This is a genomic window from Fibrobacter sp. UWB5 (genome assembly GCF_002210295.1).
Taxonomy (GTDB): Bacteria; Fibrobacterota; Fibrobacteria; order Fibrobacterales; family Fibrobacteraceae; genus Fibrobacter.
Genome location: NZ_MWQH01000001.1, coordinates 195,880 through 209,453, shown reverse-complemented (window position 1 = coordinate 209,453; position 13,574 = coordinate 195,880). Strand labels below are relative to the sequence as shown.

The following is a 13,574-nucleotide window of genomic DNA, read 5'->3' as shown; positions in this document are numbered from 1 at the left end:
TGTAAATGACTATGTATCTGTCGGGGTATTTGTCATATTATTTGTCGGAGTAAATATGTACGAGCCGCCATACAAACTGAACTCAGAAATTTTGAAAATAGCGACGGAAATATCGTCGCTGGTTGAACGCTTTGTCATCCGTTTGGAACAAGCCGACTCTCTTAAATTGCGCAAGGCGAATAAAATCAAGAGTATTCATAGTTCTCTTGCCATTGAAGGGAATTCTTTGAGCGAAGATGTGGTGAGCGACATTATTAACGGCAAAAGAGTCCTTGCTCCTGCGCGAGAAATTCTTGAGGTCAAGAACGCCTTGGCGACATACGAACTGTACCCCAAATTGAATGCGTTTTCTGTTAAAGACCTTTTAAAAGCTCATGGCGTAATGATGCAGGGAATCGCCCTAGATGCAGGAAATTTCCGTAACTGCAATGAGGGTGTTTTTAAAGGGAAAAAATGCATTCACTTGGCCCCACCGCCAAATCGAGTTCCGGCGCTCATGGCGGATTTGTTTGAATGGCTAAAGAAGAGCAACGAACATCTGCTTATTCGTTCTTGCGTATTCCATTACGAATTTGAATTTATACACCCGTTTAGTGACGGCAACGGCCGTATGGGTAGGCTTTGGCAATCCCTTATTCTTGGAAAATGGAACCCGGCCTTTGAACATCTGCCGATAGAGAATATGGTGTATGCGAACCAGCAAAAGTATTATGACGCTATTGCAAAGTCCTCTGCTTCGAGCGAATGCAGTGCATTTATCGTATTCATGCTTCAGAACATTCTTGATTCATTGAAAAAATTTAAGGATGCTCCTATCGAAGGCGATGTTTCAAGAGTAACCGAAACGAAACTCTCAACACGTCAGCAAAAAATTGTTGATATGATCCGAAAAGACGATATTACAATTGCAAGTATTGCGAAAAAATTGAAAGTTTCTGAACGAACTGTCGAACGTGAAATGTCGAAACTGCAGCAACAGATGGTTATTTACCGCGAGGGTTCAGATAAAACCGGCCGCTGGCTCGTCAAATAAAGTTTTAATAGGTAAAATATGTCCGTAAATAACTTGGTCAAGAGATTGCAGAACGAAATGCGCGGCGATGCCGGTATCAACGGCGACGCCCAGCGAATCGAACAGATGGTGTGGATGTTCTTTTTGAAGGTCTATGACGCCCAAGAAGAAATCTGGGAATGCACCAAGGACAAGTACAAATCCATCATTCCCGAAAAGATGCGCTGGCGCAACTGGGCTGTCGATGAGAAAGACGGCAAGGCGCTCACGGGCGAAGCGTTGCTCGCGTTCGTGAACAACGAACTTTTCCCGACGCTCAAGAACTTGCCCGTAAACGAGAATACCCCTCGCGGCAAGGCGATTGTGCGGATGGTCTTCGAAGATTTGAACCAGTACATGAAAGACGGCATCATCCTACGCAAGCTCATCAACATCATTGACGAAGTAGACTTTAGCGACGCCGATGACCGCCACACCTTCGGTGACATTTACGAAGGAATCCTGAAAGATTTGCAGAGTGCAGGCAATGCGGGCGAATTCTACACGCCGCGTGCATTGACCGACTTTATCGTGCAACAGTTGCATCCGAAACTCGGCGAAACCTTTGGCGACTTTACCAGCGGAACAGGCGGCTTCTTGACCAGTTGCCTGAACTACCTGAAACCCTCCGTAAAGACCACGAGCGACGAAAAGAAATTCCAGTCGTCCATTGTCGGGCAGGAATGGAAACCGCTCCCGTACCTGCTTTCGATAACCAACATGCTCGTCCACGATATCGAAGAACCGAATATCACCCATACGGATTCGCTCGGTCGCAAGGTGACGGAATTCAAGGACAGCGACAAGGTAGATTGCATCGGCATGAACCCGCCCTATGGCGGCAGTACCGGCATGAACGCCAAGCTGAACTTCCCGACGAGCATGCAGAGCAGCGAAACCGCCGACCTTTTCATTGTGCTCATCATGTATCGCCTTAAAAAGATGGGTCGTGCGGGTGTGATTATCCCCGACGGGTTCCTGTTCGGCACCGACGGCGCAAAACTCGCCATCAAGCAGAAGTTGCTCCGCGAATTCAACCTGCACACCGTCATTCGCCTGCCGGGCAGCATCTTTAGCCCATACACCAGCATCGCCACGAACATCCTGTTCTTCGACAACGAAAAGGCGAAAGGCGCACCGACAGGGTTCAGCACCAAGGAAACCTGGTTCTACCGCCTCGACATGCCCGAAGGTTACAAGCACTTCAGCAAGACAAAGCCCATGCGCCTGGAACACTGCAAGCCCATAATGGACTGGTGGAACAACCGCGAAGAAATCCTTGAAACCAACGACGACGGCGAAGTCGTGAGCGAAAAGTCCCGCAAGTTCACCCCCGAAGAACTCGTGGAAATGGACTGCAACTTTGACCAGTGCAAGTTCCCCAAAGAAGAAGAGGAAGTATTGCCGCCCGCAGAACTCCTGGAAGACTACCACAAGAAACGCGCCGCGCTGGATGCCAAGATTGACAAAAAGCTTGAAGAAATCCAGAAACTTTTGGGAATTGACACCATTGTCATCCCCGACTCCGTTCGGGGAACTAGGAGTTAGCGACGATGGACGGAAAACAACTCAAGAACAGCATTCTGCAATGGGCAATACAAGGCAAACTCGTTCCCCAGAACCCCAAGGACGAACCCGCCCAGAAATTATTGGAACGCATCGCCGCATCTCGAAACGCCGGCGACTCTCGTCATTCTGAGCGTAGCGAAGAATCCAGTAAAGGTTCTAAAAAAACGTCATTGCGAGGAGCTAAGGCGACGAAGCAATCCAAGAACCCGCCTTCTCGCATTTATTGTGAAAACGGTGTGTGGTACGAACAAGTCGGCACCGCCGCTCCCAAGGACATTTCAGATGAAATCCCGTTTGAAATTCCTGAAAATTGGACTTGGTGTAGAATGGGGAATATTGGTTCATGGGGTGCAGGGGCTACACCGGCAAAAGGAAATCCAGCTTTTTATCAAAATGGTGAAATTCCTTGGCTTTTAACAGGTGAATTAAACAATTCAATTGTATCAGAGACAAAAACAAAAATATCTAAACTTGCTTTAGAAAAATGCTCTCTACGCTTGTGCAAACCAGGCGACATTCTGATTGCTATGTACGGAGCCACAATTGGTAAATTGGCTATAGCAGGAATTGAATTAACCACAAACCAAGCCTGTTGTGCATGTACTGTACACTATGATTTTAACAAGTATTTGTTTTACTTTTTGATGGCAAGCAAATCCGATTTAATAAAGCGCGGAGAAGGCGGAGCACAACCCAATATTTCCAAAGAGAAACTAGTTAATTACTTAATGCCCCTTCCGCCCCTAGCCGAACAAAAACGAATCGTCGCAAAACTTGAACAAGTTCTCCCGCTAGCAGAAGAATACGGAGCCGCCCAGGAACAACTCAACAAACTCAACAAGGAACTCCCCGAAGCCCTCAAAAAAAGCATCCTCCAAGAAGCCATCCAAGGCAAACTCGTCCCACAGAACCCCAAAGACGAACCCGCCTCCGTTCTCCTTGCCAAAATCCGAAAAGAAAAAGATGTTCTTGTTAAACAAGGCTTGCTAAAGAAAAGCGCTCTTGAAGAAATTCCTATAGATGAAGATGGAAAATTATTTGATATACCGGAATCTTGGGAATGGTGTAATTTCTCTATGATCGCGGAAACAGCCTTAGGTAAAACCAAAAGCCCTCATAAAGATAAAGGCAAACCACTAAAGTATTTATGCAGTATAAATGTTTATTGGGATGAAATTCGATTAAATACTGTGAAAGAAATGCCCTTTAACGAACAGGAAAAGGTAAAGTATGCTGTTCGAAAGGGAGATTTGCTTATTTGTGAAGGCGGAGAATGCGGTAGAGCCGCCATTTGGGATAAAGATGAAGAAACTTTATACCAAAATGCTTTGCATCGAGTGAGATTTTACAAGGGAATAGATGCTCGCTTTTTTATGCACTGTCTTTTCTTCTATAAAAATACGAATTTACTTGATGAGCATATAAAGGGAGAAACAATTAAACATCTCGTCCAAAACGAATTGGATTCCATTGTATTCCCCCTTCCTCCTTTAGCAGAGCAAAAACGAATCGTCGCCAAGTTAGAAGAAATCTTTAAGGTGCTGTAGGTAGAAATATATGGCGTATAATCCAGCTCGAAATATATCACAAAATACCATAAAAAGGCTTTATGGTCTGTCGGGAAATGTTTGTGCAAATCCTAATTGTCGAAAACCTTTAATTACAGAAAATAATCATATTGGTGAAATAGCTCATATATGTGCCGCTAGTCCTGATGGTCCTCGATATGATCCAAATATGACTGATGATGAACGGCGTAGTATTGATAATCTTCTTTTGCTGTGTGAGTCTTGTAATAAGCTTGTTGATAATAATGCTGAAAAGTACCCAGTTTCTGAATTAAAAAAATGGAAAAATAATCACGAAGGATTTGTTTCTTCAGATATTTATAACACCTATTTTCAAAATATATTTGCCAAGCAAAATGAAGGTGTTTTAAGAAAACAAAATATAGATGTTGATGGGAGAATATATTCTTCTCGTATTATTGCAAGCCAAGGTGATACTGTTTTAAAAGACGAAAAAGGAACTCATTGCCTAGCAGATTATTTGTTGTCTTTGGCAAAAAATCATAAATGGGAAGAGTTTCCTGATGTTTTTATTCAAGGGATTGGAGGCATTGGCAAATCGACGGAAGTTAAATTCGCCTATAATAGATTTTTAGATGTATTCTCTGATAAGAAAAATTACGATGATTATAATTTCTTTCCGGTTGTGTATTTCTTTGAATTAAGAGATTTTCAAAAGGATTTCTATAAAAAGTTTGAGGAAAAAGAGAATACTATTCTCTTTCTTGATGGACTTGATGAAATCTCTGGATCAACTCTTATTGAACTTGTAAAGTGTTTGAAGAATATTCGAAGTCAATTTACAAATATTCGATTTGTTATTTCCGGTCGTCAAGCATCGTTTGACTCAGAAATTAATAGTGTAAGTCAAAATAAATTATCGATAGAATTAACAGATGATTTTGATCAATATGAATCTTCAAATAGAAAATTAATTGAAAAATTTCAAAATTCAGCAATTTTTGATGTGATTTCAATTCCTTTTTATCGGAAGTATTTAGAGATAAACGAGGATATATCTGGATATAAAGATTTTTTTGAAAAGGCTGTTTTTCATCTTTTAGATAAGGATAAACAAAAATCAGACTATGCAAATAATATCTCGGCAAGAGAAAAAGACAAATCTCCAATTAACAAAGAAAAAATAATTGAGGATTTGTCTAATCTTTGCTATAAAACTTTCTGTAATGGGAAAATTGTCTTTTCTGAACAGGAATTAAGGGATTCTACACAGGAAAATTTTTGGTTTATAATCAATTCTTCGCTTATTAAATTCAGCGAATCTGAAAATATAAGTTTTGTCTCAAATTTATTCTTTGAATATTTTCTTGCCCTATATTATTTAAAGCATGAATCTAAAATAAAGAATGGCTTCTTTTTATCGTCAGGTCGATTGAATGTTAAATTCGTCAATGTCGTTAGCATAATTTTTAATATTGCCGATTCAAAAACAAAATTGATATCTCGGTTAAAGAAAAAACTTGGTAAAGAAACTAATGCGTATGTTTTATTGACTGATTATCGAACTCTGTCGTATCAGAATAGAGTTGATTGCTATAAAAAGATTTTTGAGGAATTTGAAGAAAAAGGTAAAATTATATACTATCTGCGCTGGCGAAGTTCTTTTAATTGCCTGTCTGGTATATCCGCTTTGAATAAGGCTATGTGCGGGTTGATTCCTGCTGAGGGTAAAGAGGAAATATTTGAATATCTAATAGGGTATGTAAAGAAATATCATTGCGATAGAACAAATCAGAATTTAATTGGATACACAAACGCAATAATCTTGTTGGGTTTGTGGGGCGAAATTATATGGGAAAAATCTCAGCAAGAACGTTTAAAACATGCTTCTATTGAAATCATAAAAACATTTCTGAACGATACTTTGGCAAAAGAAAAAACTAGAGGCCTTTTATCTGAGTCGGCTATATTAAATTGGTATAAAACTTATGGGTGGACAAAAGGTTGGTTTTCAAATGAATGGAATGATTTCCTGAAGCAGCTTTTCCCAAATACTCTAGGTTTTGGAAAATTTGTAAGCTATGAGGAATTTTATTTTCAGTTAGAAGTTTTTAATGATTTTTCTGATGATGATTATATAAGGAAAATCGCAAAGTCTTTGTGTATTGAGGTCATGAAGCACCAATGCAACGAAAATCAACATGCAGATATAATTCCAGATGAAATAGATGATAATTACAAGACCCCCTGCATTCATACTGACGGCGAAATTAATTCATTTATATATTCACTAAAGGATGGTAATTACCTCTCTGCTGATGATGCTGTTGATATAATTAACGAATTAAACCACGCTCATATTAATTTTCATAGTACCAATTACGAATTTGGAGAACTGAAGAAAATAATTTTTGATTTTTTACAAAAAAACGGGCGGATTATATCTATGGGCAAAGTTGAAATTGTTTATGGAATAATTTCGTATGCCATGGATGAAAAAAGAGAATTTCCATTCTATGAAATTGAACCGTGTTTGAAAGATTTGCCGGACCAATTAAAGTTGTGTTTGCTTGAAAAGATTTTGCAAAATATAGGAACGTTGACTTGGAATAGGGATTGGTATTTTTGGAGTCTGGTTACATTGCTGTTAGATATTTCTGACGAAACTTTAGCGAGAACTAATCTGCAATTAGTACGAGAAAAGGTTACGGCAGGAAATGACAACTCGCTATTGATGAAAATTTATAATACTGTTGATGGGAATCGTCCTTTATATAAGGCTATTAAATCTGAATATGAAAAGACGTTTGAGAAAAAAATTCAAGAAGATAAGGCGAGAGACGAATTACTAGCTAAATTAGAGAAAGAACATAATGATAAATTGTCACAGGAAAGCATCTTACTTCTTGATTCCTCAAAAATAATAGAGGAAATTAATGCTATTGAAGAATTCTTCAAAAATAATTCTTCAAATGATATTTCTGATTATCATTTCTTTGATTTAGAATATGAAAATATTGAACATAATATTCGCTATGAAATAAATTTTAAGTGTAGGCGTACTCCCGTATTTTCAGATTTCGTGGTGAAATTTTTGCAGCCATTTGAAAAGAATGGCCCGTTTGCGGCATGGTTTGATAATGCTAGATACATAGTAAAAAGATGTTTTTCGGATGACAATAATTTTTGGATAGGTTTTTATGATTGTTATGTTCGGTCGCATTCAGATGAAGAAGTGAAAAATTTCTTGAAGAAAAATGAAAATATAAAGCAAAAAATTGTTGATACGATGGCTATAGGGGTTTGTGCATCGCAGAAAAGTCTAGATGTTCAACAAATAATATCGTTGAATTGTCCTATTTGGGTAACACCTTTTATCAGATATGTGCAAATCATATTTGATGGCAAAATTCCTGAATATGTTGATAAAGATAAATTATTGACGATTGTCGCATATCCAACAAAATTCTTAGCAACACAAACAATTATACTTAAAAATCAACTCGTTTGGGGCAATTATAATTCTGCTTTTGATTGGCTTCATAATATCGCGAGTTTTAAATATTCAGAAATAGTTGATAAAGCTCTTGAGATTTATCCTCAGACGGATAATCTTTATGTAAAAACGCAGCTTCTATCGAACCTTATAGAGCATCTCGATTGTCGTGAACAAGAAATTGCAAATATTATATTGGAAGAAACGAAGCGAGTCCTTGCAAAACCAGAAAAATCCTATGCTGGTAGCGATTTTAGGTACGAGCCCTTACCAGAATTTTGGCAAAAAGCCGATAAAAAGTATTTAAGTGAGATAATAGATGAAATCCCATTTGAAAAATACGGATTGAGACATGAAAATCCTTGCTTATGGAATATCATTGAATATGCACTAAAAAATATAACAGCAAAACAAAAAAAGAGCCTGATCGCCAAATACAAAAAATATAAAGACGAAGAAATGAAAGAATTTTTACGTCGTTTGGGCTCAAAAAAAGAGATTCTTCAAAAAATATCAGAATATCTCCATGGTGGAAAATGTGATTCCCATTTCGGATATAATCACGCATATCTATTCGGTTTTCTAAAAAGGAACATCTGCCTTTTAATCGCTTATTGGATGCTGCTTGATTATTCAATGAAAAAAGAATCTGAAAGGCGTTCCGCACTCGCCACAATCGCAACTAAAGGCATAAAAGAACATATTGGACGCAGAACCTTCATCTTTTTTAAACTTTTTTTGAATTGGCGAATTAAACAAAGAATAAAAGCCGGACAATATGTCGAATGGCTTTATGATTTCATGGATGAAGTCGAACAAAAAGTTTATTCAAGGTCCGTAACATGAGTATTTCTAACGAAATTATTTCCGCCATTTGTGGTGCCATTGCAGGCGGTATTGTATCCTGTGTGTTCAACTATTTTAATGATCGCCGCAAAGAACGCCGAATGGACGAAAAAGAAGAAGAAAAAGAACGCCAAAGACGTTTTGAAAATCGACCTGAGTTTAAAATAATTGAATTTCAAACAGGTTCAAAATATACGGAGGAAGATTTACGCGAAAATAGGCTACAGGCCGTAACAGCTGAGTTCAAGCCATCCATAGAAGACGGTTTCGTGTACGCAAATTTTTCTACTGAGGAGTTGAACAAAAATGAATGGATTTCAGTTCGCTACACCTTAGAAAATGTTGGCAAAACTGATGTTTCGTCAATATCATTAATATGCCAAGACAAACGACATTTTTGGTTATGCGACAAATATCTAGCCGATGAATTGATGAAATCTCGCACGTTGCATTATGTTGCATACTTTGAGAATAAGATTCGTGTTGGTGAATCATTTGAAATAGAGGTTTTTTACCATAAAAATCATTTCTATTTACCAATGTTGGATATAGGAATGCAAACACCTGACGATCATTTTTGGACTCAGCCGCTATTTTTACCCTGTAATAAAGTCGGTGATAGCGGGGAAATTAGTTATACAGAATATTTAGAAGATGTAAAAACAGATATTGCCGAAGATTGCTTTAAACATCCGTGGCTTTGGTAAATTCAAAACACTTGTCTCAGCATGCAAAGAAATGTATATTAAAATCACAAGGGCCCCCAATGCGAAAGAAACCGTCAGAACTGGATTTTGAAGAATACATCCGCCAAGTCGAGCCCGCCAAGCGGGAAAAGTCCTACGCGTGGTCCACGGCTATCGGCTTGCAGCAGGTCGATGGTCTGACTCCTTCGGATTATCTGCTCGAAGTCGCCAAGAAAAACATCGAAGGGAAGATTTCCCTGAACAAGGCGCAGGCGCTCATTGATTCTTACTACGAATCGAAGACGGAGCGTTCCGACGACAAAGACGATACTGAAGAAGCTGACAAAGTTTCTGCCCGCATTGCGCAAATATTGAGTGAAAAGTCGTTCAATTTCTCACCCTCTTTTTTGATTGCTATTCACAAGCGGCTTTTCGAGGGGGTGTTCAAACATGCTGGAGAAATTCGCAAGTACGATATTTCCAAAAAAGAATGGGTACTGAACGGAGATTCCGTAATGTACGGGGCATCGTTTGAATTGCGGATGGCTCTGGATTATGATTTTGAGCGCGAACGTGAATTTAGCTATAGCAATTTAAGCATGAATGAAATTGTCCGTCATCTGGCTTTTTTCGTGTCGCGTCTCTGGCAGATTCATGCCTTCGGTGAGGGCAATACGCGTACTACGGCGGTTTTTACCATCAAGTATCTGCGTTCCATGGGCTTTAAAGTCGGGAACGACATTTTCGCCAAAAATTCGTGGTATTTCAGGAATGCCCTTGTCCGTGCGAACTACAAGAATGTGCGAAAAGGAATCCAGCAAAAGCCGGAATATCTTGAGAAATTCTTCCGCAACCTGCTAATGGGCGAACGCAATGAACTGAAAAACCGCTATTTGCATGTGGATTACAAGAAAGTCAAGGACAAAGCTGTGATTGAAAAATCGAAACCAAATGTGGCAAAAAAGCGTAGTAAAAACGTCCCTGTAAATGTCCCTGTAAATGTCCCTGTAAAAACATCTCCAAAAGATAGGCAGAAAAAGATTATCATCGCACTATCCAAGGATTCTCATCTGTCGGCCCAAAAACTTGCCGAAAAATTTGGCGTTACAGACAAAACAATCAAAAGAGATTTGTTGCTGCTGAAAAAGCAAAATTTGATTACTCGTATTGGAGCCGACAAAAACGGCTATTGGAAGGTAAATTAGGGATTTTTTTGCTTTTTTTGCGGACGAAAATTTCGTCCACAAATTATTCGGCTAAATGTAGGTCTTTGCCTTGAACGTTTTCCCGAAAAATTTAGTATCCTCTTGAATTCGTGAAGTCGCAAATTGCGACTTCACGGGGAGCAGGGTTCTTTGCCGGGCAAAATGGAGGGGGACGTGAAATACATCACTTTGGAGCGTCTCTAAAGGACTTGGGGAAGAAAACGTTCTTTTGCAGCAAGGAGGACTTCACCTTGGAAGAGGTGTTGAAAGAAACACAAAAAGACTAGATTTTGTCTGTGGGGCAAGGCGGAAAACAACTTTACAGATGTACAAAACTACTACAAATATGAAAATTTGCAGTAGTTGAATTAAGCCTATTCCGAGAATGTAAACGGTATCGTCACAGTTGTATTACCCGCATTCACTTTGCTAAATTTCCAGCGACTTACTGCGCTTTTTATCTCGTTATCAAATTCGCTGTAGCCTGTCGTGGAAGCAGCGATGGAAATACTGATTATTACGCCGCTCGGATCAATTGTGAACTTCAAAGCCACCTTACCTTGAAAACCAGGCTTTTTCTTTAAAAACTTGTTGTAGACATGACGTAAACCAGGCGTTCGCTGACGCACAACCTTCATGATGTCTGCTGCGGAACGGGAACTTCCTGCACCTATCTCTATATCGCGTTCAGACGGAGTCCTAATGGATCCCTTTGCTTTTGTGGCTATTCCTCCGCCGCCACCGCCAAGCAATCCGACCAAACCATCACCGCTACCACCATAACTCCCTTCAGCGTATTCCGCGTCGCATTGTTCAACAGACTCTGTCAAGTAGGAAATGTATTCTGGATGGTCCTCATTTCTTCTCAGATCATTCTCAAGTCGCCAATAATCGGTCTCACTATACTGTTGTTTTATCTTGCCGAAGACACAACGACATACTCTTTGGTTCGCGCCTTGCGTACATTCATTCATAAAGATTTCTTCCGTTTCATAGGAATACGAGAATCCCTTTGTCTTGCTCTTTTGCGCAACAACGGAAGCCGCTCCGCCCGCATACGTGAAGGCGACGAATCCGAGTAATCCGAATGCGATTTTTTCCATAAAGCTCATGTCGGCCCCTATAATTAAAGAAAGACTTTCTGTCACGTTAAATATAAGCATAAAGGAGTGTCAAAAATTGCCAAAAGAGAAAATTCAAAAAAATTGCAAAAAAACTCTTGATAATCCACACATATTTTATACATTTGTGCAGTAACACTTTGCTTTTTCAGCATGTAAGCAGATGAGGTCATATGAAAACAACAATGGTAAACGCACTAAATATGCAAGGTTTTGCAAGCAAATGCTTGCATATACAATCAAAAAGACATATATTTGGTACTATGAGTACCGTAGCAAAAAATTTCCGCATCGATTCCGAATTGAACAACCAGGCCAGTAAGCTTCTTGAGGGGCTGGGGCTTTCCATGTCGCAGGCGATTTCCATGTTCCTGAAGCAGGTTGTTCTGCATCGCGGTCTTCCTTTCGAGGTGAAGTACCCGGAACATTCTGGCGAACTGCTCGATGCCATCGAAGAGGCGAAACGGCTCGAGGCCGACCCGAAGACCAAGCGTTATACGGATATGGACGAGATGTGGACGGACTTGGACAAATGATTTACGAAGTTATTTGGACTAGCCGTTTCAAGAAAGGCTATAAGCGCTGTAAAAAGCGCGGATTGCCTTTAGATGAGTTAAAGTCCGTCGTCGAAAAACTCAGAACAGATCAAATTCTCGAAGAGAAATATCAGGACCACGAGTTGTCTGGAGTTTTCGCCGGTACGCGCGAACTCCATATTCACCCCGATTGGCTTCTGTGCTATAGGAAGAATAAAGGCGTTTTGACACTTACTCTTGTGGATACAGGAACGCACGCAGACCTGTTCGGAAAGTAGAAATGTCACAGTAAAATGTCACAGTAAAAATTGAGCGCTTTCCCGAAAAATTCTGTTTCCAGTTGAATTCGTGAAGTCGCAAATTGCGACTTCACCGCGCAGGGAATAGTCTTGCGCTATAAAAAGCCATAAAAAAATTGTATATCCCGAAATATTGCGCCGCTTAGGTGCAATTTGTATTTTTGCTTGTCACACTTTTAACTCTGTGAATCACCACTAAACGCTTTTCTATACGACAAAATGTCCGAAGTCAAAAAAATTCTTGCAAAAGATTTCTACAAGATTGATTCCCAAAATTCAACGCTACTCGATGTCCGCGAAACGAGTGAAGCCGTCGTGCGCCCTGTGAACGGGGCGCTGCAAGTTCCGTTCTTTGAATTATCCAAGAAGATAGATAGCATCCCGAAAGACAAGCCCGTTTACGTATTCTGCTCCACGGGAGACCGTTCCGAAGAGGTTGCCGAAATTCTCGCCGATCGCGATTACGACGTGTACAATGTAGAAGGCGGGCTTGATGCCATCCCAAAAGTTCACTTTGTTGATGCCAAGGGCTTCAAATGCCCGGGCCCCATCGTGAAGGTGGACGAAGCTGTCAAAAGCGTATCTGTTGGCGAAGAAGTTCAGGTGGAAGCGACCGAGAAAGCGTTCTTTTCGGATGTGAATGTTTGGTGCCAGCGTACCGGCAATGAATTGAAATCGCTTTCCGAAAAAGACGGCGTGATCTATGCGACCATCGTAAAGCGAGACGCGCCCCAGTCTCTCGAAAAAAGGGATTTTGAGCACGGCAAGACGTTTGTCGTTTTCAGCGGCGATTTGGACAAGGCGATAGCCTCTTTCATTATGGCGAACGGAGCTGCTGCCATGGGCCGCCCGGTTACCATGTTCTTCACCTTCTGGGGAGTAAGCATTTTGCGCAGGCCCGAAAAGGTCCGCGTCAAGAAATCGCTCATTGGGAAAATGTTCGGGTTCATGATGCCCCGCGGTTCCAAGAAACTCGGACTTTCGCGCATGAACTTTGGCGGAATCGGCGCCAAGATGATTCGCACGGTCATGAAGCAAAACGGCGTTTCTTCGCTGGAAGAATTGATTGAAAGCGCAAGGCAGAAGGGCGTGAAGTTTGTCGCCTGCCAGATGGCGATGGAACTCATGGGAATCACAGCCGAAGAGTTGATTGACGGCGTGGAACTCGGCGGCGTCGCGACGATGCTCGGTTCCACTGAAAAATCCGACTTGACATATTTTATTTAAGGTCCCGTT

10 protein-coding genes are annotated in these 13,574 nt (G+C 40.5%); 9 read left to right on the top strand and 1 reads right to left on the bottom strand.

Going from position 1 to position 13,574, the window contains the following annotated elements:
• Positions 1 to 55: 55 nt before the first annotated feature.
• The 6 genes from B7989_RS00985 to B7989_RS00960 are packed head-to-tail and all read left to right on the top strand — an operon-like array spanning position 56 to position 10,382.
• Entirely contained in the window at positions 56 to 1,033 is a 978-nt protein-coding gene (locus B7989_RS00985) for a Fic family protein (RefSeq protein WP_088626785.1), read from the top strand.
• An 18-nt stretch (positions 1,034 to 1,051) separates the two neighbouring features.
• Entirely contained in the window at positions 1,052 to 2,599 is a 1,548-nt protein-coding gene (locus B7989_RS00980) for a class I SAM-dependent DNA methyltransferase (protein WP_088626784.1), read from the top strand.
• A 5-nt stretch (positions 2,600 to 2,604) separates the two neighbouring features.
• The gene (locus B7989_RS00975) at positions 2,605 to 4,167 is read left to right on the top strand and encodes a restriction endonuclease subunit S (RefSeq protein WP_088626783.1); all 1,563 of its coding nucleotides are present in this window, start codon (positions 2,605 to 2,607) and stop codon (positions 4,165 to 4,167) included.
• A gap of 10 nt (positions 4,168 to 4,177) precedes the next feature.
• A complete protein-coding gene (locus B7989_RS00970; RefSeq protein WP_144264929.1) occupies positions 4,178 to 8,491 on the top strand; it encodes an NACHT domain-containing NTPase in 4,314 nt (1,437 codons plus the stop codon).
• Entirely contained in the window at positions 8,488 to 9,198 is a 711-nt protein-coding gene (locus B7989_RS00965; RefSeq protein WP_088626781.1) for a hypothetical protein, read from the top strand. The genes B7989_RS00970 and B7989_RS00965 overlap by 4 nt, the downstream gene beginning before the upstream one ends.
• Positions 9,199 to 9,257: 59 nt before the next feature.
• On the top strand, positions 9,258 to 10,382 hold the full coding sequence (locus B7989_RS00960; protein WP_088626780.1) for a Fic family protein: 1,125 nt from the start codon (positions 9,258 to 9,260) through the stop codon (positions 10,380 to 10,382).
• A gap of 374 nt (positions 10,383 to 10,756) precedes the next feature.
• Here B7989_RS00960 and B7989_RS14110 read toward each other — a convergent pair whose 3' ends face one another.
• The gene (locus tag B7989_RS14110; protein WP_233144192.1) at positions 10,757 to 11,494 is read right to left on the bottom strand and encodes an AgmX/PglI C-terminal domain-containing protein; all 738 of its coding nucleotides are present in this window, start codon (positions 11,492 to 11,494) and stop codon (positions 10,757 to 10,759) included.
• Positions 11,495 to 11,766: 272 nt separating this feature from the next.
• Between B7989_RS14110 and B7989_RS00950 the strand changes: the two genes are divergently transcribed.
• The 3 genes from B7989_RS00950 to B7989_RS00940 all read left to right on the top strand — a co-directional run bounded on the left by B7989_RS00950 (position 11,767) and on the right by B7989_RS00940 (position 13,565).
• Positions 11,767 to 12,039 carry a type II toxin-antitoxin system RelB/DinJ family antitoxin gene (locus B7989_RS00950; RefSeq protein ID WP_088626779.1) on the top strand — a complete coding sequence of 91 codons (273 nt, stop codon included), beginning with the start codon at positions 11,767 to 11,769 and terminating at the stop codon, positions 12,037 to 12,039.
• The gene (locus B7989_RS00945; RefSeq protein WP_173348449.1) at positions 12,039 to 12,317 is read left to right on the top strand and encodes a type II toxin-antitoxin system YafQ family toxin; all 279 of its coding nucleotides are present in this window, start codon (positions 12,039 to 12,041) and stop codon (positions 12,315 to 12,317) included. Before B7989_RS00950 ends, B7989_RS00945 begins: the two co-directional genes overlap by 1 nt.
• A gap of 240 nt (positions 12,318 to 12,557) precedes the next feature.
• Positions 12,558 to 13,565 (top strand): DsrE/DsrF/DrsH-like family protein, encoded by a 1,008-nt coding sequence (locus tag B7989_RS00940; protein WP_088626778.1) that lies wholly within the window; start codon positions 12,558 to 12,560, stop codon positions 13,563 to 13,565.
• Positions 13,566 to 13,574 lie beyond the last annotated feature (9 nt).